At 75.7% G+C, this 20,065-nt stretch carries 18 protein-coding genes; 8 read left to right on the top strand and 10 right to left on the bottom strand.

The features are described 5' to 3' along the window. The first annotated feature begins 93 nt into the window (after nucleotides 1-93). On the top strand, nucleotides 94-1,677 hold the full coding sequence (locus ACWIX7_RS12355) for a methyl-accepting chemotaxis protein (RefSeq protein ID WP_448621826.1): 1,584 nt from the start codon (nucleotides 94-96) through the stop codon (nucleotides 1,675-1,677). Nucleotides 1,678-1,729: 52 nt separating this feature from the next. Here the strand turns inward: ACWIX7_RS12355 and ACWIX7_RS12350 are convergent, their stop codons facing one another. Further along, nucleotides 1,730-2,224 (bottom strand): phosphoribosyltransferase, encoded by a 495-nt coding sequence (locus tag ACWIX7_RS12350; protein ID WP_448621825.1) that lies wholly within the window; start codon nucleotides 2,222-2,224, stop codon nucleotides 1,730-1,732. Between the two features lie 64 nt (nucleotides 2,225-2,288). Here ACWIX7_RS12350 and ACWIX7_RS12345 point away from each other — a divergent pair, with 64 nt between their 5' ends. After that, a complete protein-coding gene (locus ACWIX7_RS12345; protein ID WP_448621824.1) occupies nucleotides 2,289-2,783 on the top strand; it encodes a hypothetical protein in 495 nt (164 codons plus the stop codon). A 59-nt stretch (nucleotides 2,784-2,842) separates the two neighbouring features. Here the strand turns inward: ACWIX7_RS12345 and ACWIX7_RS12340 are convergent, their stop codons facing one another. Together ACWIX7_RS12340 and uraD are read right to left on the bottom strand one after the other, a co-directional pair. After that, nucleotides 2,843-3,037, bottom strand: coding sequence for a hydroxyisourate hydrolase (locus ACWIX7_RS12340; protein WP_448621823.1), 195 nt, complete (start codon nucleotides 3,035-3,037; stop codon nucleotides 2,843-2,845). Nucleotides 3,038-3,152: 115 nt separating this feature from the next. After that, nucleotides 3,153-3,728, bottom strand: a complete 576-nt coding sequence (gene uraD / locus ACWIX7_RS12335) for a 2-oxo-4-hydroxy-4-carboxy-5-ureidoimidazoline decarboxylase (protein ID WP_448621822.1) — start codon at nucleotides 3,726-3,728, stop codon at nucleotides 3,153-3,155. A gap of 196 nt (nucleotides 3,729-3,924) precedes the next feature. On the opposite strand from uraD, the gene ACWIX7_RS12330 reads away from it, so the two are divergent. The 4 genes from ACWIX7_RS12330 (at nucleotide 3,925) to ACWIX7_RS12315 (ending at nucleotide 11,924) form a co-directional block, all read left to right on the top strand. Beyond that, complete coding sequence (locus tag ACWIX7_RS12330; RefSeq protein WP_448621821.1) at nucleotides 3,925-9,051, top strand: SpoIIE family protein phosphatase; 5,127 nt, start codon at nucleotides 3,925-3,927, stop codon at nucleotides 9,049-9,051. A gap of 104 nt (nucleotides 9,052-9,155) precedes the next feature. Next, on the top strand, nucleotides 9,156-10,154 hold the full coding sequence (locus ACWIX7_RS12325; RefSeq protein WP_448621820.1) for an anti-sigma factor RsbA family regulatory protein: 999 nt from the start codon (nucleotides 9,156-9,158) through the stop codon (nucleotides 10,152-10,154). Nucleotides 10,155-10,186: 32 nt separating this feature from the next. After that, nucleotides 10,187-10,681 carry a MarR family winged helix-turn-helix transcriptional regulator gene (locus tag ACWIX7_RS12320; RefSeq protein WP_448621819.1) on the top strand — a complete coding sequence of 165 codons (495 nt, stop codon included), beginning with the start codon at nucleotides 10,187-10,189 and terminating at the stop codon, nucleotides 10,679-10,681. Nucleotides 10,682-10,781: 100 nt separating this feature from the next. Continuing rightward, a complete protein-coding gene (locus ACWIX7_RS12315; RefSeq protein WP_448621818.1) occupies nucleotides 10,782-11,924 on the top strand; it encodes a low temperature requirement protein A in 1,143 nt (380 codons plus the stop codon). 6 nt (nucleotides 11,925-11,930) lie between these two features. Here ACWIX7_RS12315 and ACWIX7_RS12310 read toward each other — a convergent pair whose 3' ends face one another. Both ACWIX7_RS12310 and ACWIX7_RS12305 read right to left on the bottom strand, forming a co-directional pair. Continuing rightward, a complete protein-coding gene (locus ACWIX7_RS12310; protein WP_448621817.1) occupies nucleotides 11,931-13,262 on the bottom strand; it encodes an ATP-dependent 6-phosphofructokinase in 1,332 nt (443 codons plus the stop codon). Between the two features lie 179 nt (nucleotides 13,263-13,441). Further along, nucleotides 13,442-14,452: an ATP-dependent DNA ligase gene (locus tag ACWIX7_RS12305; protein ID WP_448621816.1), complete on the bottom strand. Its 1,011-nt coding sequence runs from the start codon at nucleotides 14,450-14,452 to the stop codon at nucleotides 13,442-13,444. Nucleotides 14,453-14,615: 163 nt separating this feature from the next. Here ACWIX7_RS12305 and ACWIX7_RS12300 point away from each other — a divergent pair, with 163 nt between their 5' ends. Both ACWIX7_RS12300 and ACWIX7_RS12295 read left to right on the top strand, forming a co-directional pair. Continuing rightward, nucleotides 14,616-15,110 carry a DnaJ family domain-containing protein gene (locus ACWIX7_RS12300; protein ID WP_448621815.1) on the top strand — a complete coding sequence of 165 codons (495 nt, stop codon included), beginning with the start codon at nucleotides 14,616-14,618 and terminating at the stop codon, nucleotides 15,108-15,110. 63 nt (nucleotides 15,111-15,173) lie between these two features. After that, complete coding sequence (locus ACWIX7_RS12295; protein WP_448621814.1) at nucleotides 15,174-15,371, top strand: hypothetical protein; 198 nt, start codon at nucleotides 15,174-15,176, stop codon at nucleotides 15,369-15,371. Between the two features lie 80 nt (nucleotides 15,372-15,451). Here ACWIX7_RS12295 and ACWIX7_RS12290 read toward each other — a convergent pair whose 3' ends face one another. The 5 genes from ACWIX7_RS12290 to ACWIX7_RS12270 form a co-directional block, all read right to left on the bottom strand. Further along, on the bottom strand, nucleotides 15,452-17,326 hold the full coding sequence (locus tag ACWIX7_RS12290) for a hydantoinase B/oxoprolinase family protein (RefSeq protein WP_448621813.1): 1,875 nt from the start codon (nucleotides 17,324-17,326) through the stop codon (nucleotides 15,452-15,454). Beyond that, nucleotides 17,323-19,392: a hydantoinase/oxoprolinase family protein gene (locus ACWIX7_RS12285; protein ID WP_448621812.1), complete on the bottom strand. Its 2,070-nt coding sequence runs from the start codon at nucleotides 19,390-19,392 to the stop codon at nucleotides 17,323-17,325. Before ACWIX7_RS12285 ends, ACWIX7_RS12290 begins: the two co-directional genes overlap by 4 nt. A gap of 40 nt (nucleotides 19,393-19,432) precedes the next feature. After that, nucleotides 19,433-19,561 carry a hypothetical protein gene (locus tag ACWIX7_RS12280; protein WP_448621811.1) on the bottom strand — a complete coding sequence of 43 codons (129 nt, stop codon included), beginning with the start codon at nucleotides 19,559-19,561 and terminating at the stop codon, nucleotides 19,433-19,435. A 30-nt stretch (nucleotides 19,562-19,591) separates the two neighbouring features. After that, nucleotides 19,592-19,801, bottom strand: a complete 210-nt coding sequence (locus ACWIX7_RS12275; RefSeq protein ID WP_448621810.1) for a hypothetical protein — start codon at nucleotides 19,799-19,801, stop codon at nucleotides 19,592-19,594. A 66-nt stretch (nucleotides 19,802-19,867) separates the two neighbouring features. Beyond that, entirely contained in the window at nucleotides 19,868-20,065 is a 198-nt protein-coding gene (locus ACWIX7_RS12270; RefSeq protein ID WP_448621809.1) for a hypothetical protein, read from the bottom strand.

Genomic DNA, 20,065 nt, shown 5'->3' with positions numbered 1-20,065 from the left:
GACCGGTTGCGCTGTAACGGCTCCAGGGACATGCCGAACACGGGGCAACGGCGTGCACCGAGCGCGCCGATCCCTCCCCGCAGGAGTGCCGGCATGGCGCGCAACCTCTGGTCCGACCGTCCCCTCGGCGTGAAGCTCGCAGCGCTCGTCGCCGCGGGCGCCGTCGTCCTCGCCGTCTTCGCCGTCCTCACGGTGCAGGCGCTGCGCGGCACCGGGGAACGCACCGACGAGCTGCTGGCCACCACGCACGCCACCGGGGCGGCGCTGGAGGCGGACATGATGCACGACGCCGTCCGCGGTGACGTGCTGCAGGCGATGCTCGCCGTCGCCGGCCCGGAGTACTCCGCCGCGGCCGCCGATCTGGCCGAGCACGGCGGGACCCTCCGCGCCAGCCTGGCCGCGGTGGACGCCGCCGACCTCGGGAACGACGTGCACGCCGCCGTGGTCGAGGTCGGCCCGGTCGTCGAGGACTACCTCGCCACGGCGCAGCGCGTCGTCACCCTGGCCGGTCAGGACCCGGCCCAGGCGCGCGCCACGTACCCCGAGTTCTCGGCGGCCTTCTCCACCCTGGAGGAGGCGCTGCCGAGCGTCGGCGAGGCCGTCGCCGCCCACGCGGCGTCCGCCGCCGAGGGGGCCGAGGACCAGCGGGCGAGCGCGACCACGCTCGCGGTCGTCGTCGCCGTCGCGGGCGTGCTCGTGCTGGCCCTGCTCGGCTGGGTGGTGACCCGGTCGGTCGTGCGGCCCCTGCAGCGGGTCGGCGCGGTGCTGACCGCGATGGCCGACGGCGACCTGCGCGGCTCCACCGGCGTGACCAGCAGGGACGAGGTGGGCCGGATGGCCGCCGCGCTGGAGGCCTCGATGGGCAACGTGCGGGCCGTCCTGACCTCGATCGGGGAGACCACCGGGACGCTCGCCTCGGCCACCGAGGAGCTCTCGGCGACCGCCCAGGACATGACCCGGCTGGCCGACGAGTCCTCGGTGCAGAGCGGGGTGGTCGCCGACGCCGCCGGTCAGGTGTCGGTCAACGTGCAGACCGTGGCCGCCGGCTCGGAGGAGATGGGCGTCTCCATCCGCGAGATCGCGCAGAACGCCAGCGAGGTGGCCCGGGTCGCCGGTCAGGCGGTGCAGGTCGCCGACGCGACGAACGCGACCGTCGCCAAGCTGGGGGAGTCCTCGCTGGAGATCGCCAGCGTCGTCAAGACCATCACCGCGATCGCCGAGCAGACCAACCTGCTGGCGCTCAACGCCACCATCGAGGCCGCCCGCGCCGGTGAGGCGGGCAAGGGCTTCGCCGTCGTCGCCAACGAGGTCAAGGAGCTGGCGCAGGAGACCGCCAAGGCCACGCAGGACATCACCTCGCGGGTGGAGGCGATCCAGGGCGACACCGAGGGCGCGGTGCGGGCGATCGGTGAGATCGCACAGATCATCGCCCTGATCAACGACTCGCAGGGCACCATCGCCGCCGCCGTCGAGGAGCAGACCGCGACCACCACGGAGATGAACCGCAACGTCGCCGAGGCCGCGCAGTCGGCCGGGCAGATCGCGGACAACATCACCGCGGTGGCCGGCGCCGCGACCGCCACGACCCGCGCGATGACCGACGCCCGGACGGCGATGGACGAGGTCGCCCGGATGGCCTCGGCACTCAGCGCGTCGGTGCAGCGCTTCCGGTACTAAGGACCCCCTGCCCTCCACCATGGAGGGACCCTGCAGGGGCCGGTCCAGCACCTCACCGAGCCGGGCGGTCGCTGCGTCGGACGACGGGTGGCTGGCTGGACCAGGGGAAGTCGATCCAGCGGTCGGTCCGCCGCCACACGTAGTCGCAGCGCACGACCGACTGCGGCTTCTCGTAGACCACCGCCGTCCGCACCTCGGTCACGTGCCCGGCGCACAAGTCGCGCACCAGCTCCAGGGTCCTGCCGGTGTCGGCGACGTCGTCGGCCACCAGCACCCGCGCCCCGGTCAGGTCGACGACGTCGAGGGTCGGGGGCAGCACCACCGGGAGGTCGAGCCGCTCGTCGACGCCGGTGTAGAACCCCACGTTCATCGCGAACAGGTTCTTGACGTCGAGGGCGTAGCCCAGCGCGCCGCCGAGGAACAGTCCGCCGCGGGCGATGGAGAGGACGAGGTCCGGCTCGAAGCCGTCGGCGGCGACCTGCTCGGCGAGCTCGCGCGCCGCGGTGCCGAACGCCTCGTAGGTCAGGACCTCGCGCTCGTCGCCCACGCCGGCCGATGGTGCCAGGAGCCCGGGCCTGGGCACCGGGCGGGGCGGCGGGCAGGCTGAGCGCATGACGAGCCCCCCGCCCGCCGTCCGTCGGCTGCTGCCCTGGCTGCTGGGCTGGTGGGGGGTGCAGGCGGTGATCGCCGTGACCGGCCGGCTGGTGGCCCGGCGCAAGGACGAGGGCGACGAGAGCACGGCCGGGATCCGGCGGGTCGTGGTGGTCGGTGGCGACGAGCTGCGGCCGGTCAACCCCGAGCTGTCGCGGGTGCGGTTGGACGTGCTCATGGGCGGCGTCCGACTGGACCTGACCGCGGTGCCCAAGGTGCCCGGCGGGGTGGACCTCACCGTGCGGGCGCTGATGGGCGGCGTGGGGGTGCAGGTGCCGGCCGGCTGGCACGTGTGGTGGAGCTGCCGCGGCGTGGGCGGGGTGGGCGTGGCCGAGGGTGCCGACGTCCTGACCACCGACGACGAGCGCGGGGCGGACCTGCGCGTGCACGCCGACCTGCTCTTCGCCGGGGTCGGCCTCGAGACCGCGCCGCAGGACGACAGCTGGGGCCGCTGACCGCGCCCCTGATCCCCGTCACACGGTGTGTGCACACACCGCTCAGCAGGAGCTCCGCCTCAGCTCCCGCGGTAGGTCGAGTAGGCGAACGGGGCCAGCAGCGGCACGTGGTGGTGCTCGCTGGGTTCGCGGACGTCGAAGGCGAGCACCCCCTCGGGGTAGAAGGTGTCCCGCCCCTGACCGGCGAACCACGGGCCGGTGGCGAAGACGAGCCGGTGGGCGCCCGGGGCGGTCGACCCTCGGCCAGCCGGCACCGGCCATCGGCGTCGGTGACCCCCTCGGCGACCAGCTCCTCCCCGGCGACCAGCCGGACGGCCACCCCCGCCGCCGGCCGCCCCAGCACGGAGTCCAGCACGTGCGTCGACACGCTCACGTCGATGGCTCCGCTCCGGGCTCGTCCCGCTCCTCGCTCGCGGGCGCTCGCTGCGGTGCTCGCTCGCCCGTCGCGTCCGAGACGAGGTCCCGCACCCGCAGCGCGGTGATCTCCGCCAGCTGACCGGTCACCTCGGTGCGCTCGGTCTCCTCGTCGTTGTCCAGCCGGCGGCGCAGCTCGGCGAGCACCTCCTCCGGGGAGCGGCCGGCCGCGCGGATCAGGAAGACGTGGTCGAAGCGCTCCTCGTAGGCCCGGTTGCCCTCGGCCAGCGCCGTCCGCGTGGCGTCGTCCGCCGAGCCCACCGCGCTCTGCTCCCGCCGGGAGGCCTCTGCCTCGGGCGAGGAGCCCTCGGGCTGCTCGCCGATCCGCGGGTGGACGCCGATCGCCAGCTCGACCTCCTCCCACGGCAGCCCGCGGACGGCCTCCTCGGCTCGGGTGACCAGCGCGTCGACGTCCGGATACGGCCGCCCGGCCACCACCGCTGCTGCGAACCGCGGCGCGGCGTTGCACGCCCGGAGGGCCTGGACGGCGCGGTCGGCGGGCTCGCCGTTGAAGTCGTCGAGGGTGGCCATGCGACGAGGATGGCAGCCGGCGGTCCACGTGGCAGGGGCGACCGACTCGCCGCGCGGGTCCCCCCGCCCGCAACCGACCGTGGCGGCGCTCGACCTACCATCCCCTCGTGAAGGTGTCCGTGACCGAGCGTGCGAGGTCACGGACGAGGACAGCAGTGCCGCTCGCAGCATCGACGAGCGCCAGCGAGGAGACGCCGTGAGCGACGAGGACCCCGGCACCTCGCTGTTCGCCGGTGGGGGCGAGGTCGGCCGCGCGATGGCCGCGGTCGACTGGTCGCAGACGCCGCTCGGCCCGCCGGAGCAGTGGCCCTCCGCACTGCGCCACACCGTCCGGATCCTGCTGACGTCGCGGTTCGCGATGTGGGCCGGCTGGGGCCCGGACCTCGCCTTCTTCTACAACGACGCGTACCGGCACGACACGCTGCAGGCCAAGCACCCGTGGGCGCTGGGGCGGCCCGCCTCCGAGGTGTGGGCGGAGATCTGGCCCGACATCGCGCCGCGCACGCGCGCGGTCCTCCAGGACGGCGCCGCCACCTGGGACGAGGACCTGCTGCTCTTCCTCGAGCGCAGCGGCTACTCGGAGGAGACGTACCACACCTTCTCCTACAGCCCCCTGCCCGACGACGACGGCGGCACCGGCGGCCTGTTCTGCGTGGTCACCGAGACCACCCAGCAGGTCGTCGGCGAGCGCCGGATGGGCACGCTGCGCGACCTCGCCGCGGCGCTCGGGGCGGCGCGCTCCGCGGAGGCCGTGCTCGCCGGCACCGCCGAGCAGCTCGCCCGCAACCCAGCCGACCTGCCGTTCAGCGCCGTGTACCTGGTGGACGACGACGGCACCGCCCGGCTGGGCACCGCGGTCGGCATCGAGCCCGGGTCGCCCGCCGTCCCCCGGGTCCTGACCGACGACCACGGGGCGTGGCCGCTGGTTCGGCTCCTGGCCGGCGAGGACGTGCTGGTGGAGGACCTCGCCGACCGGTGCCCCGGCCTGCCGACCGGCGCCTGGGACCGCCCGCCGGTGCAGGGCGTCGCGCTGCCGATCGCCTCCACGGCCCCCGACCGCGGCCCGGTCGCCGGCTTCCTCGTCGTCGGTCTCAACCCGCACCGCCGCTGGGACGACGCCTACCGCGGCTTCCTCGGCCTCGTGGCCAACCAGGTCTCCGCCGCCCTCACCAACGCCGGCAGCTACGAGGCCGAGCGCCGCCGGGCCGAGGCGCTGGCCGAGCTGGACCGGGCCAAGACCGACTTCTTCAGCAACGTCAGCCACGAGTTCCGCACCCCGCTGACGCTCATCGCCGGCCCGGTCGCCGAGCTGCGCGCCTCCCCGGCCGCGGCGTCCGACCCGCGGCTGCGCGAGGAGCTCGAGGTGATCGAGCGCAACGCGCAGCGGCTGGGCAGGCTGGTCAACACCCTGCTCGACTTCTCCCGCATCCAGGCCGGCCGCATCGACGCCCGCTTCGAGCCCGTCGACCTCGCCGCCACCACCGCCGAGCTGGCCAGCGTCTTCCGCTCGGCCGTCGTCCGCGCGGGGCTGGAGTTCACCGTCGACTGCGCGCCGCTGGACGCGCCGGTGCACGTCGACCGGGACATGTGGGAGAAGGTCGTCCTCAACCTGCTCTCCAACGCGCTGAAGTTCACCTTCACCGGCGGCATCGCCGTCCGGCTGCGGCAGGACGACGACGGCGCGCGGCTCACCGTCAGCGACACCGGCACCGGCATCCCCGCCGACGAGCTGCCCCGCCTGTTCGAGCGCTTCCACCGGGTGGCCGACGCCCGCGGCCGGTCGGGGGAGGGCAGCGGTATCGGCCTGGCGATGGTGCGCGAGCTGGTCGCCCTGCACGGCGGCAGCATCGACGTCGAGAGCACCCCGGGCGCCGGGACGACGTTCACCGTCACCCTGCCGATGGGCACCGCCCACCTGCCCGCCGACCGGCTGGCCGAGGCCGCTCCGGACGCGCCCGCGGTCTCGTCCGCCGCCGTCCCCTTCGTCACCGAGGCCATGCGCTGGCTGCCCCGTGGGGACGGCGCGCCCGGCGCCGAGCTGCCACCCGTCGTCCCGGGCCCGGCCGCGGTCTCCGGGCGGGTGCTGGTCGCCGACGACAACGCCGACATGCGGGGGTACCTGCAGCGGCTGCTCGGCCCGCACTACGACGTCCGCACCGTCGCCGACGGCCGGCAGGCGCTCGAGGCGGCGCTGGCCGACCCGCCCGACCTGGTCGTCAGCGACGTGATGATGCCCGAGCTCGACGGCATGGGGCTGCTCGCGGCCCTGCGCGCCGAGCCGCGCACCGCCCGCGTCCCGGTGGTGCTGCTCTCGGCCCGGGCCGGCGAGGAGGCCGCCGTCGAGGGCCTGGCCGCCGGCGCCGACGACTACCTGGTCAAGCCGTTCTCCGCGCAGGAGCTGCTGGCCCGCGTCGGCGCGCACCTGGAGCTCGGCCGGGCCCGCCGCGCCGCGGAGGAGCAGTTCACCGCGATGGCCGACCTGGCGCCGGCCCTCATCTGGGTGGCCGACCCCGACGGACGGCGGGTGTTCGTCAACCGCGGTTGGACCGAGTTCACCGGCCGCCCGGCCCGCGAGGAGGTCGGCGACGGCTGGGCGCAGGGCCTGCACCCGGAGGACCGCGACCGCTACGCCGAGGTCGTCGCCGCGGCGACCGCCCGCCGTGAGGGCTGGGAGGTCGACGTCCGGCTGCGCCGCGCCGACGGCACCTACCACTGGCTGCTGGAGCGGGCCGCACCCATCGGGGCCGGTGAGACGTTCGCCGGGTACGTCGGCAGCTGCACCGACATCAACGCCCGGACCCGCGAGACGGCGCGACAGACGCTGCTCGCCGAGGTCGGCACGGCCCTGGACCGGGAGACCACCGTAGAGGGCCAGCTCGGTGCCCTGGCCCGGCTGCTGGTCGACCGGCGCCTCGCGGACCTCTGCACCGCCCGCGTGCTGGGGGACGACGGACAGCTGCGCTTCGCCGGGGTCGCCGGGCTCCACGATGCGGCCGAGGCCGCCATGACCGCCCTCGACCCCGACTCGGGGCTCGGGCGCGAGGTGGTGACGACCGGCCGGGCCGTGCTGCGGGCGCAGCTGCCCCCGTTGGCTCCCGACCGTCCGGAGATCGCGGAGGCCCTGGCCGTCGGCTCGGGGATGGCGGTGCCGCTGTCGGTCCGCGGCCGGGTCCTCGCCGTCCTCGCGCTGGCCCGGCACCCGGACTCGCCGTCGTACGACGACGACGACCGGGTGCTGCTCGAGGAGGTCGCCGGCCGGGCCGCCCTGGCGGTCGACAACGCGGTGCTGCTCGCGGAGGAGCGGGCCGCGGCGCGGCGGCTGGCGCTGCTGCAGCGGGCGACCGCCGAGCTGTCCGCGGCGACCACCCCGCTGGAGGTCGCCGAGGTGGCCGGCGGGCACGTCCGCGCGCTGACCGGCCCGGACAGCCGGGTCGCGGTCTACGAAGTCGACCCCTCGCACCGGGCGCTGTCCGCGCTGGCCATCGACGGCGGCAGCCCGGCCGGGCGGGAGCTCTGGCGGACGCTGCCGATGTCGGCCCCGGTGGTGGCCACCACGGCCGTCAACGAGCGACGTCCGATCTGGATCGAGGACGTCACCGCGCAGCCCCCGGCCGACCGCGGACTGGCTCCCGAGCTGGCCGCGTCGATGCGGGACTTCGGGCTGGCCGCGGTGGCGGCGCTGCCGCTGACCGTGGCCGGCCGGGTGGTCGGCGTCCTGTCGGTGGCCTGGCCCGAGGTGCGGCGCTTCTCCGCCACGGACCGGGCGATGCTGCTCGCCGTCGCCGAGCAGTGCGCGCAGGCCCTCGACCGCGCCCGGCTGTACCGGGCCGAGCGGGGCATCGCCGAGACGCTGCAGCTGAGCCTGCTGCCGGCGCAGCTGCCTGCCCTGGAGCGGCTGGCACTGGCCGCGCACTACCTGCCCGGCGCCGAGGGCAGCCAGGCCGGCGGGGACTGGTACGACGTCGTCGAGCTGGCCGACCACCGGATCGCGATCGCCGTCGGCGACGTCGTCGGCCAGGGCCCGGCCGCCGCCGCGGTCATGGGACAGCTGCGCAGCGCGCTCTCGACCGCCCTGCTGCAGGGCTGCGGCCCGGCGGAGGCGCTGGAGCTGCTGGACCGCTTCGCCGCCCGGCTGCCCGGCGCGCTGGCCTCCACCGCGGCCTGCCTGGTCGTCGACGGCACGGCCGGCACGGTCCGCTGGGCCCGTGCCGGGCACCCGCCGGCGCTGCTGGTGACGCCGGGTGGGGCGCAGCTGCTCGACGGCGCCGGTTCCGGGACCGTCCTCGGCGTACCCGGACGTCGTCCCTACACCGAGGGCACGGCCGACATCGCTCCCGGCGCGACCCTGCTGCTCTACACCGACGGCCTGGTGGAGCGCCGTGGCGAGGTCCTCGACGTCGGGCTCGAGCGGGTCCGGGCCGCGGCCGCCCGGCACGCCGCGGCCGATCCGGTCGCGCTGACCGGGGAGCTGCTCGCCGAGGTCCTCGCCGACGCCGCCCAGCCCGACGACGTCGCGCTGATCGCCGCCCGGCTGCTGCCGGAGCCGCTGACCGCGCGGTTGCCCGCCGACCCGCGCCGGCTGTCCGGCATCCGCCGGGCCGTGGCGGCGTGGACGGTGGCGGTCGGGCTGCCCGGGGACACCGCCGAGGACCTGCAGCTGGCGCTGGGCGAGGCGCTGGCCAACGCGGTCGAGCACGCCTACGCCGCGTCCCCCGACGACGGCGAGTGCAGCTACCGGGTCGCCCGCGAGCCCGACGGCAGCGTGCGGGTCGAGGTGCGCGACACCGGGCTGTGGCGGCCGCCCCCGGCCGACCGCGGCTACCGCGGGCGCGGCCTGGAGCTGATCGAGGCGCTGGGCACCGACGTCGAGGTGGTGCACGCCCCGGGGGTCGTCGGCACCACGGTCCGCTTCCGGATGGTCCCTGCCGTCCCCGGCCCGGTGGCCCGCCTCGAGCGGGCGCCGGCGGGGGACGGTGGGGGAGGGACGGCGGGGGACGGCGGGACGAGCGTGGCCGTGCACGACGAGCCCGGCGGCCCGCGCCTGGAGGTGTACGGCGAGGTCGACCTGGCCACCGCGGCGCGGGTCCGCCGGCAGGTGCTCGTCCGGCTCGAGCAGCTCGCCCCGGGGTCGGTGGCGACGCTGGACCTCCGGCCGACCGGCTACCTGGCCAGCGCGGGCGTCGGACTGGTCCTGGAGGCCGTCGCCCGGGCGCAGCGGGCCGGCGTCGAGCTGCGGGTGCTGGCCCGGCCCGGGACCCCGCCGGCGCGGATCCTCGCCCTGGCGGGGGTCGACGAGCAGGCCTGGGAGGAACTGCAGGCGTGACGGCGCGCACATTGGGCACCCCCTCAGGTGAGCGGGGGGTGGACGTGTACGAGGATGACGCGGCACCCGGCCTGAGCTCTCGGCCGGAGGGAGGACCGGACGAGGTGGACCGAGCGGTGGGCGAGGCCCGGGCGCCGCTGCCGCACCTGCGCAGCGGCGTCGGTTCCCGGGTCCTGTCGCGGCACGCCGCCGCGGTGGTGCGCGGGGAGGCCGACCTGCTGGCCGTGGCCCTGCCCTTCCTCGACGCCGGGCTGCGTGCCGGGGACGTCGTGGCGCTGACCTGCCCGCCCGACGTCGCGGCGCTGCTCTGCGGCGCACTCGGTGAGCGCGCCGCGCAGGTCCGCGACGACCCGCGGCTGAGCCTGCTCGGTGCCCGGGCGCCCGACGCGCTGGCCCACGCCCGGCGGACCGCCGAGCAGGCGGGGGACCGGCAGCTGCGCGTCCTCTCCCTCGTGGACTTCGGGCCCACCCCGGCCGGCTGGCGCGAGGGGGTGCGGTTCGAGTCGGCGGCCAGCCGGGTCGTGCAGGACATGCCGGTCGAGTCCCTCTGCCTCTACGACCGGCGCCGGTTGCCCGCGGCGGTCGTCGAGACCGCTGCCGCCACCCACCCCTTCCTGGTCGTCGACGGTGCCTGGGCGCCGAGCCCGGCCTACCGCGACCCGGCGGAGTACCTGTCCCGGCTGCCGTGGCCGCGGGAGCCGGTCGAGGACACCGCGCCGGTGCTCGCCCTCGACGACGTCCCCACCCTGGTGGCGCTGCGCCACGGGATCGGCCGGGTCCTCGCCGCCCGGGTGCCCGACCGCGAGCAGCGGGAGGACCTGCACCTGGCCGCCGCCGAGGTCGCCGCCAACGCCTTCCGGCACGGCGTCCGGCCGGTGTCGGCGCGGATGTGGGCCGACGGCGATCGGCTGGTCTGCGCCATCACCGACTCCGGGCACTCCTTCGGCGATCCGCTGGCCGGCTTCCTGCCCGCCCACGGCGCCGACCTCGGCCGTGGCGGCATGGGCCTGTGGCTGGCCCGCAAGCTCTGGGACTCCGTCGACCTGCTGCCCGGTCCCGACGGGCTCACCGTCCGGCTCAGCACCCGCCTGCACCCCGCTTGACGGCGTCGAAACCTCACTGCTGAGGTATCGGGGTGGGGGACGCCGTCGACCAGATCCTGGCCCAGTGGGCCCGGGAGCGGCCCGACCTCGACTGCAGCCCGATGGGCGTCATCGGGCGCATCTCCCAGCTGCAGCGCGAGGTCCACCTCGCCCAGCGCGCCACCTTCGCCCGCCACGGTCTCGACGTCCCCTCCTTCGACGTGCTGGCCGCGCTGCGCCGGGCCGGGGCCCCGTACCAGCTGACCCCCACCGCGCTCATGCGGACCGCGCTGGTCACCTCCGGCGCGATCACCCAGCGGCTGGACCGGCTGGAGGAGAAGCGGCTGATCACCCGCGAGCGCAGCGAGGCCGACGGGCGGGCCGTCGTCGTCACGCTGACCGAGGCCGGCCGGGCGGCGCTCGACGCCGCGCTGCCCGACCACCTGGAGACCGAGCGCCGGCTGCTGACCGGCCTCTCCGACGACGACCTCGACGCCCTCGCCGGCCTGCTGCGCCGCCTCCTGATCGCCCTGGGGAGGGTGCCGTAGCGACCCCGGGGCGTCCTTGACCGGCGCAGGCCGGCCGCAGTTGCATCCTGCCGTGCCCGCCGAGACCCACACCGGACCGCAGTCGCCTTGGCGTCGCCGCATGCGCCCCCGGAGGCCCGACGAGGAGCACCGCGCCGCCACCCCGCTCGAGCTGCTCTTCGACCTGTGCTTCGTGGTGGCCGTCGCCTCCGCGGCCGCCGAGCTGCACCACGCGGTCAGCGAGGACCACGCCGCGAGCGGTGTCGTCGGCTACCTCGCGGTCTTCTTCGCCATCTGGTGGGCGTGGATGAACTTCACCTGGTTCGCCTCCGCCTTCGACACCGACGACGGGGTCTACCGGCTGACCACCCTCGTGCAGATGGCCGGCGTGCTGGTGCTCGCCGCCGGTGTCCCCGCGGTGGCCGGGGACGGCGACTTCGGGATCGCCACCCTCGGCTACGTGGTCATGCGGCTGGCGATGGTCGGCCAGTGGCTGCGCGCGGCGGCGTCGACCCCCGAGTTCCGCGAGCCCGCGCTGCGTTACGCCGTGCTGGTCACCGCCGTCCAGGCGCTGTGGCTGCTGCGGCTGCTGCTCCCGGAGGCGCTGCTGTGGCCGGCCGTCGTCGTCCTGGTCGCCGCGGAGCTGGCCGTGCCGGCCCTGGCCGAGCGCCGGCTGGTGACGCCGTGGCACCCGGAGCACATCGCCGAGCGCTACGGGCTGTTCACCCTCATCGTGCTCGGTGAGGTGATCCTCGGGGCGACCAACGCCATCACCGACGCCCTGACCGAGCACAGCGCGGAGCGGCTCCCGCTGTCCACGCTGGCTGCCGCCGGCCTCGTCGTCGTCTTCGCGCTGTGGTGGCTCTACTTCGACGAGCCGCGTGGGGACCTGCTCGCCGGCCGGCGGCTGCCCCTGCTGTGGGGTTACGGGCACTACGCCGTCTTCGCGGCGACCGCGGCGGTGGGCTCGGGTCTGGAGGTGGCGATCGACGTCGACACCGGCGCCTACGCCGGCCCCGAGCTGGCGGGCGACCTGGCGGTCCCGCTGCCCGTGGCGGTCTTCCTGCTGGTGGTCTGGGCTCTGCACGTCCGGCACCGCGGCGACCACTACGGCCCGGTCGCGCAGGTCGGCTTCCCGGTCGCCGCCGTGCTCGTCCTCGGCACTGCCTTCCTCGGCGCTCCCGTCCAGCTGACCGCGGTCGTCCTCGCCGGGTTGGTCGCGGCGGTGCAGGTGGCCAAGGACCGGGTCGCGGTCGGTGGCTGAGATCGCTCAACCGCCGACCGGCTGGCCGGTGACCTCGAGCACCGAGAGCCACAGGTCGCCCTGCGGGTCGACCTGGTTGCGGCTGGCGGTGGCCAGCGCGATGGGCAGGTGCACGAACCGGCCGTGCCAGCGGCCGACGACGGTCGCCGTCCGCCCGGCCATGGCGGCGTGGACGGCGGCCTGCGCCAGCCGCGCGCAGTAGACGCTGTCGAAGGGGTTGGCCGGCACGCTGCGGATGGCGTAGCCCGGGTCGACGTAGCGCAGGCTGAGGTCGCGGCCGCGGGTCCGCGCGTCGGCGGTGATCCGGTCGCGCAGCAGCGCGCCGATGTCGCCCATCCGCAGGTTGCCCGAGGCGTCCCGCTCCTGCGGCTGCCCGGCGAAGTGCTCCTGCCCGGCGCCCTCGGCGACGACGACCACCGCGTGCCCCTGCCGGTCGAGCACCCGGCCGAGGTGGGCCAGCAGGCCGTCGAGGTCGAGGGGCACCTCCGGCACGAGGACGACGTCGACGTCCTCGCTGGCCAGTGACGCGTAGGCGGCGATGAAGCCCGAGTGCCGGCCCATCAGCTTGATCAGCCCGACCCCGTTCGGCGTGGACCGCGCCTCGGTGTGCGCGGCCCGGATCGACTCGGCGGCCCGGCCGAACGCGGTCTGGAAGCCGAAGCTTGCGTCGATCCACGGGATGTCGTTGTCGATCGTCTTGGGGATGCCGACGACGGCGATCGGCAGGCCGCGGCGGGTGGCCTCGTCGGCGATGTCCTGCCCACCGCGCAGGGTGCCGTCGCCGCCGATGACGAAGAGGACGTCGATGCCGCGCGCGACGAGGGTGTCGACCATCTCGGCCGGGTCCTGGCCGCCGCGGGAGGTCCCCAGCACGGTGCCGCCCTGGTCGTTGATCCCGCGGACGGCGGCCGGAGTCAGCTCGACCGCGTCCGCCGCGCCGGCGCGGGTCAGGCCGCGGTAGCCGTTGCGGAAGCCGGTCACCGAGGCGACGCCGTAGTGGCCGCACGCCTCCAGCACCAGCCCGCGGATGACGTTGTTCAGCCCCGGGCACAGCCCGCCGCAGGTGACGACGCCGACGCGGGTGCGGGGCGGGTCGAAGAACAGCCGGGAGCGCGGGCCGCCGGGCTCGAAGGCGGGCAGCTCGCGGGTGGGCAGCCCGCGGCGCACGGCCATGTCGAGGGTGTCGTCGAGGAGCACCCGGTCGGTCTCGGCGACGTAGTGGACGCTGTCTCGCGGGTCGAGCAGGGAGCCGTCCAGCGGGGAGGGGACGGTCGCCGGGCCGAGGGTGCGGACCGTCAGGTCGGCCGCCGTCAGGCAGAGCTGGTCGCCGGTGTGCACCCGCCCGATCGTCCGCGCCCCGTGTTCCGGCCGGGTTACCGTGCCGGTCTGCTGTGCCGGGATGACATCGCTGCCGTCGAGGAGTGGACCCCGGAGGGGTCCGCGACGAGGCGGCGGGTGGGCTCGACGCTCGTCGGGGACGGCTCGTGGCCGCGGTGTCGGCCGGTAGGCCGACGGTGTCACAGCCCGGGCACGTCGTCCGGGGCGAGGTCCGGGCGCACCCGCACGAAGCGCAGCGGGTGGCGGAAGACGCCGGCCTGCAGCGCGGCGTCCGCGCTGACCTCGACGACGACGTCCGGGCGCACCCGGGTCAGCGGCACCGACAGCCGGCCGCCGCCGAAGGCGCCGGTGCCGATCCGTTCGGGCCACGGGTGGTCCGGCCCGGCCGGGGTGAGGACGTCGGCCAGCTCGGCGGACTGCGCGGGCGAGAGCGGGCTGGTCCGGCCGACGACGACCAGCTCGCCGTCCCGGTAGCGCCCGGCCACCAGCTGGCCGGGCCGCTCGAGCGGCCCGATGACACCGCCGGCGAGCACCTCGGTGGTCTCCCAGGACTTCACCTTCAGCCACTCGCGGCGGCCGGGCGCGTACCGGGTGCCGGCGCCCTTGGCGACCAACCCCTCCACCCCGGCGGGGCGGAAGTCGGCCGACCACTGCCGGGCCTCGGCGGGGTCGGTGGTGACCGGCGACAGCTGCATCGGCGGGACCCAGCGGGCGGCGAGCTCCTCCAGCGCCGCCCGCCGCTCCCTGAGCCGGCGGCCGCGCAGGTCGGCGCCGCCGAGCGCGAGCAGGTCGAAAGCGACGTAGGAGGCGGGCGCGGCGGCGACCAGCGTCCCGATCCGGCCGCCGGCCGCGACCATCCGCTGCTGGAGCAGCCCGAAGTCCAGCCGTGAGCCGTTCCAGACGACGACCTCCCCGTCGAGCACCGTGCCCGGCGGCACCTGGGCGACGGCCGCGGCGACGACGTCCGGGAAGCGGGACGACAGGTCGCGGCCCTGCCGCGACCAGACCCGGGTCGTGCCACCGGTGCGGACGACGACCAGGCGGTAGCCGTCCCACTTGGGTTCGTAGAGGACGCCGCCGGGCAGCGCGTCGGCCCGCGGGAGGTCGCGCACCGGCTTGGCCAGCTCCACCGCGACCGGTCCGGCCAGCTCGGGCGGCACGTCGGGCAAGCCGGGCACGGACAGCGGCACGACGGTCAGCGTGGTGGTTCCCGGCCCTCCGCGCAGGGCGCTGAGCTGCCGGTTCACCCCTTCGGGGCCGGTCGCCACGCTCCGCGAGGACGCCGGGGTCCCCGCACGGGTGACGTCGGAGGTCAAGGCACGATCCGGCAACGGCGGGGTACCAAGGGGGACGATGACCGAGCGCAAGCCCCCGGGGATGGCCTTCGAGACCTGGATCGACCACCAGATCGCCCAGGCGCAGGAGCGTGGTGCGTTCGAGGGGCTCGGGGGCACCGGCCGGCCGCTGCCGCGGCTGGACAAGGAGCAGACCAGCTACGAGTGGGCGCTGGAGTGGGCGCGCCGCCAGCAGGCCGACCCGCGCGACCTGCTGCCGCCGGGCATGGCGCTGCGCCGCGAGCGGGAGGACCTCGCGCTGCGGGTCCCCCGCCTCCCCAGCGAGGCCGCGGTGCGCGCGACGGTGGCCGAGTTCAACGCCCGGGTGGAGCAGCACTGGCGGCGTCCGGCGGACGGGCCCGACGCCGTCCCCGGGCTGGCCGACGAGGACGCGCTCGTGCGGCTGTGGCACGCCACCCGACCGCCGTCGTCGGAGCCCGAGCCGGTCGCGGCACCGCCGTCCGCACCGGTGCGCACCCGCTGGTGGCGGCGCCGCCGTTCGCCCCGGGCGTAGCGGCGGGCGCATCCGCCACGGAGCCGCCGGGTAGGTGCTCGACCCCGAGATGAGGAGGTCGCCATGACCGAGGTACCGGGCACCGACCGCGACGAGGCGCGCGAGCACGTCCTCCACGAGACGCCGCTGGTCCCCGAGGACGTCGACGACACCGACGACGACCCGCGCACCAGCGACAACCCGACGAACCGCGGCGACGAGGGCGAGACCGGCGACGAGGCCAAGCCGCCGGCGGGCAGCACCGACTTCGGCACGCCCTGAGGAAGGACCCCGCTGCCCCGCCCCGGCCCCCTGCAGGTTCCCGCGGCGAGCTCGCGAGCCGTGGGGGCAGCGGGGTCCTCTCAGAGCAGGTCGAACTCGTTGGACGCCGCCCCGCCGGACAGCCGCGCGTAGCCGGGCCCGCGGTCGAAGAACGGCTCCTCGCCGGTGCGGGCGGCCCGCACCTCCTCCCGCAGGGCCGCGGTGGCCGCCTCGTCGGCGGTGCCGTCGTCCCGCACCACCACGCCGTAGTCCGCCCGCGCGCCGGCGACGCTCACCTTGCGCCAGGCGATGTCGCGCAGCACCTCCTCGACCGGCCGGTCCAGCGGGTCGCCCCACCCGCCGCCGCCCGTCGTCCGGATGCGGACGACCGTGCCGGCGGCCAGCGGCTCGGCGTCGGCGAGCGCGTCGACGTCGTGCTCGTCGGGGCCACCCGGGTCCACGGTGATCTGGAACGGCCGCCCGGCGCGACCGCCGGCGACGCCCCAGCAGGACAGGATCGAGCGGTCGGCGATCGACATGAAGTGCGCGTCGCGCAGCACCCGGATGTGCTTCTCGTAGCCGCAGCCACCGCGGTAGCGGCCCGGCCCGCCGGAGTCCAGGGCCAGCCCCAGCCGCTCGACGCGCAGCGGGAAGCGGCTCTCGGTGAACTCGGTCGGCAGGTTCCGCGAGTCCGGGACGACGTGGATCGTGTCCTCGCCGTCGGCGTAGTACCGCCCGCCCGAGCCGCCGCCGAGCACCTCGCGCATCAGGTAGGGCTGGCCGTCGGCGTCGGTGCCGTACACGCCGGTGTAGCGGATCGTCTCCTGGTCGGCGGGCATCCGGCCGCCGGTCGCCTTGGCGAGCACCCCGGCCAGGACGCCGAGCAGCCGCAGGATGACGAACGTCCGCGCGTTGGTCGGCGCCGGGAACACCGGGGTGAGCAGCGTGCCCTTCTCGGGGAAGCGCATCTCGATCAGCGGGACGACGCCCTCGTTGACGTCGAGCTCGGCCATCCGCTCCGGCGTCTCGGCGAGGTTGCGCAGGATCGGCGCCAGCCACTTCTTGAGGAAGTTGCCGTCGGCGTGGTCGCCGCAGTGGTTGATCGGCCCCTTGGCCTGCGGCCCGGTGCCGGTGAAGTCGATGACCAGGGGGACGTCGGCGGAGTTGTCCATGGTCAGCGTGATCCGCTGCCGGTGCAGCTTCGGCGGCTCCACGCCGTCGTGCTCGGCGTAGTCCTCCCAGACGTAGGTCCCGTCGGGGATCTGCGAGAGCACCTCGCGTCGGTAGACCTCCGTCGAGTTGGCCAGGATCGCGTCGAAGCAGGCCTCGACGGCGGGCACCCCGTACCGCTCGAACAGCTCGCCCAGCCGCCGCGCGCCGGCCAGGCAGGCCGAGCACTCGGCGTCGAGGTCGGCGGCCAGCGAGTCGGGCATCCGCGAGTTGCGGGTCATGATCGTCATCGCGGCCTCGTTGCGGACGCCGCGGTCCCACAGCTTGATCGGGGGGACCATCAGGCCCTCCTCGTACACGCTCGTCGCCGCCGACGGCATCGACCCGGGTACCGCGCCGCCGATGTCGTCGTGGTGGCCGAACGCCTGCACGAAGGCGACCACCTTCGCCTCCGGACCAGCGGGGCCGTCCACCTCGGCGAAGACCGGGACGGTGACGCACAGGTCGGGCAGGTGCCCGATCCCGCCCTCGGAGAGGTAGACGTCGTTGTGGAAGTAGACGTCGCCGACGTTCATCGTCTCGATCGGGTGGTCACGCACCACCGGGTGCACCAGTGCGGAGTACGAGCGGCCGGTCAGCTTGCGCAGCTCCCGGTCGTGGATGCCCGCGCGGAAGTCGTGCGCGTCGCGGATCATCGGCGACCGCGACGTCCGCCCGATCGAGGTCTCCACCTCGCGCTCGATCGCGGCCAGCGTGCCGGCGACGATCTCCACGAGCACCGGGTCGGCGGTCTCCGCGGTGCTCATCGGGCGTCCCTCTCCATCAGCAGGTTCCCGTGGAGGTCCACGGTCGCGCGGAAGCCGGGGTGCACCGGCACGGTCGAGCCGAACTCCTCGATCACCGCGGGGCCGTGCACCACGTCCCCGGGGGCCAGCCGCGGCCGGTCGTACGTCGGCGTCTCCACCCAGTCGTCGAAGAAGACCGGCCGGGAGCCCGTGACGGCCCGGTCCGCCCCGCCCTCGGCGGCCGGCAGCTCGACGAGGTCCGGACGGCGGATCGGTCCGATGCCGCTCACCCGCAGGTTCACCCACTCGACGGCCTGGCGGGGGTCCTCGGCGAAGTCGTAGCCGTAGAGCTGGCGGTGCGCGGCGTGGAAGGCCTGGGCGACGTCCTCCGCGGCGGCGTCGTCCAGGTCGCCGTCCGCCACCGGGACGCGCACCTCGAACGCCTGGCCCACGTAGCGCAGGTCGGCGCTGCGCTGGATCCGCTGCCGGTCGCGGGGGAAGCCCTCGCCGTCGAGCGCCTCCCGCGCCCGGGCCTCCAGCTCACCGAAGACCGTGCGGACGCGGTCGAGGTCGAGGTCGGCGTGCCGGCTGATCGTCGTCTGCACGTGGTCGTTGCGGACGTCGACGGTCAGCAGGCCGAACGCGCTGAGGTTGCCGGGGTCCGGCGGGACGAGGGTGCGGGGCAGACCGAGGACGTCCATCAGCCGGCAGGCCAGCAGCGAGCCGGAGCCGCCGAAGGTGGTGAGCGTGAAGTCGCGGACGTCGAGGCCCCTGGCCACCGTGACCTGGCGCAGTGCGTTGGCCTGGTTCCACGCGGAGATCTCGAGGATGCCGGTGGCGGTGCGCTCGAGGTCCAGGTCGAGCTTCTCCCCGAGCTGCTCCAGGCCCGCGCGTGCGGCCTCGACCGACAGCGGGATCTCCCCGCCCAGCAGGTGCGGCGGGATCCGGCCGAGCACCACGTGCGCGTCGGTGACGGTCGGCTCCGACCCACCCTCCGGGTAGCAGATCGGCCCCGGGTCGGCGCCGGCCGAGCGGGGCCCGACCTTGAGCGTGCCCTCCGGCGACAGCCAGGCGATCGAGCCGCCGCCGGCGCCGACGGTGACGACGTCGATCATCGGGATCTTCGACGGGTAGGCGCCGACCGAGCCCTCGGTGGTGAGCGCCGGCTCGCCGTCCACCACGACCGCGACGTCGGTGGAGGTGCCGCCGCCGTCGCAGGTGAGCACCCGGTCGAAGCCGGCCGCGCCCGCGACCAGGGCCGCGCCGAGGGCGCCGGCGGCCGGCCCGGACAGCATCGTGGTGATCGGCTGGTGCACGACCTCCTCGGCCGACAGCACGCCGCCGTTGCTCTTCATCACGTAGAAGGGCACGCCCGGGGCGATGCCGTCCAGCCGCTCGCGGATCGCCGTCACGTACGCGCCCACCCGCGGCTTCACCGCGGCGTCGACCAGCGTGGTCACCGACCGCTCGTACTCGCGGTACTCGCGCAGCACCTCGGAGCTGATGCTCACCACCGCGTCGGGGTGCTCCTCGCGCAGCACCTCCAGGACCCGGCGCTCGTGGGCGTCGTTCGCGTAGGAGTGCAGCAGGCAGACGCCGATGGTCGCCACCCCGGCCTCGCGGAGGAACCGGGCCGCGGCGCGGGCGTCGTCCTCGTCGAGGGGGCGCACCTCGCCGCCGCGGGAGTCGAGCCGGCCGCGCACGGTGCGGACCAGGTCGGCGGGGACGATCCGCGGCGGCTTGACCCAGAAGTAGCTGTTGCCGTAGCCGTCGGGCACCGACTGCCGCGCGATCTCCAGCACCGACTCGTAGCCCTCGGTGGTGATGAAGCCGATCCGGTCGAGCCTGCCCTCGAGCAGCTGGTTGGTCGCGACCGTCGTCCCGTGGCTGACCGCGGTGATCGCGCCGCCGTCCAGTCCGAGCAGGTCGAGCACCTTGCGGACGCCGGTGAGGAAGCCCTCGGCGGGGTCGGCCGGGGTGGACGGCGTCTTGGTGGTCGTCGTCCGGCCGGTCGCCTCGTCCACCGCGACGACGTCGGTGAAGGTCCCGCCGGTGTCGATGCCGATGCGGACGCGACGCGGTTCCATGCGCAGATACCTTAGGGCTGAGATACCGGGTGGGGAAGCGTCAGGCGGCGGCGATCGCCAGAGCCGTCGTGGCCACGACCAGGACGACGCCGAGCGGGGGCAGCACCAGGGCCGTCGCCCGGACCGCCGGCAGCCGGCGGCGGCGCGCGGCGAGGACGACGAGCGCCACGGCGACCAGCAGCAGCGCCCCCTGCCCGATTCAGCCGGCGGCCAGCCAGGCGCTCGTGCTCGCGCACGGCGTGCACCCGGTCGAGGTGCAGCTGTGGGTGTTGGTGCAGTCGGTCATCACGCCGAAGCCGACGCCGAGGCTCCCGATGGTCGCCAGGAACAGCACGACGGCGAGGGCGACGCCCAGCGGCGTCCACACCGTCCAGCGCCGGACGGGCGAGGAGTGCCCGGGCGCGGTCATGCGGGCACCCTGCCAGGACGGCAGGACGCCGACCCGCAGCCGAGCCGTGTCGCGCCGGGGCGGTCGTCAGCCCTCGGTCCCGCCCTCGAGGGAGCCGGTCGAGCGGCCGGCGTCCTCGACCGCGGCGCCGGCGGGGTTCGGGCGCTCGACGTCGTCCGCGCCGGGACGTTCGGCACCGCCCGTGCCGGACTCGACGTCACTGTCGTCGTCGAAGCCGCGCAGTGCGTCGTCAGGAGCCAGGAAGGCGTCGTCGGGACCGGTCAT

The sequence above is a fragment of the Geodermatophilus sp. URMC 65 genome, assembly GCF_053502545.1.
The sequence above is the reverse complement of the archived record's forward strand: the minus strand, read 5'-3'. Positions and strand labels throughout refer to the sequence as shown.

Bases quoted from the DNA above. Each gene is read 5' to 3' on its own strand.
- ACWIX7_RS12355 (WP_448621826.1), top strand. From the start codon at position 94: ATGGCGCGCAACCTCTGGTCCGACCGTCCCCTCGGCGTGAAGCTCGCA.
- ACWIX7_RS12345 (WP_448621824.1), top strand. From the start codon at position 2,289: ATGACGAGCCCCCCGCCCGCCGTCCGTCGGCTGCTGCCCTGGCTGCTG.
- uraD (WP_448621822.1), bottom strand. From the start codon at position 3,728: ATGGCCACCCTCGACGACTTCAACGGCGAGCCCGCCGACCGCGCCGTC.
- ACWIX7_RS12315 (WP_448621818.1), top strand. From the start codon at position 10,782: ATGCGCCCCCGGAGGCCCGACGAGGAGCACCGCGCCGCCACCCCGCTC.
- ACWIX7_RS12300 (WP_448621815.1), top strand. From the start codon at position 14,616: ATGACCGAGCGCAAGCCCCCGGGGATGGCCTTCGAGACCTGGATCGAC.
- ACWIX7_RS12295 (WP_448621814.1), top strand. From the start codon at position 15,174: ATGACCGAGGTACCGGGCACCGACCGCGACGAGGCGCGCGAGCACGTC.
- ACWIX7_RS12290 (WP_448621813.1), bottom strand. From the start codon at position 17,326: ATGAGCACCGCGGAGACCGCCGACCCGGTGCTCGTGGAGATCGTCGCC.
- ACWIX7_RS12285 (WP_448621812.1), bottom strand. From the start codon at position 19,392: ATGGAACCGCGTCGCGTCCGCATCGGCATCGACACCGGCGGGACCTTC.
- ACWIX7_RS12275 (WP_448621810.1), bottom strand. From the start codon at position 19,801: ATGACCGCGCCCGGGCACTCCTCGCCCGTCCGGCGCTGGACGGTGTGG.
- ACWIX7_RS12270 (WP_448621809.1), bottom strand. From the start codon at position 20,065: ATGACCGGTCCCGACGACGCCTTCCTGGCTCCTGACGACGCACTGCGC.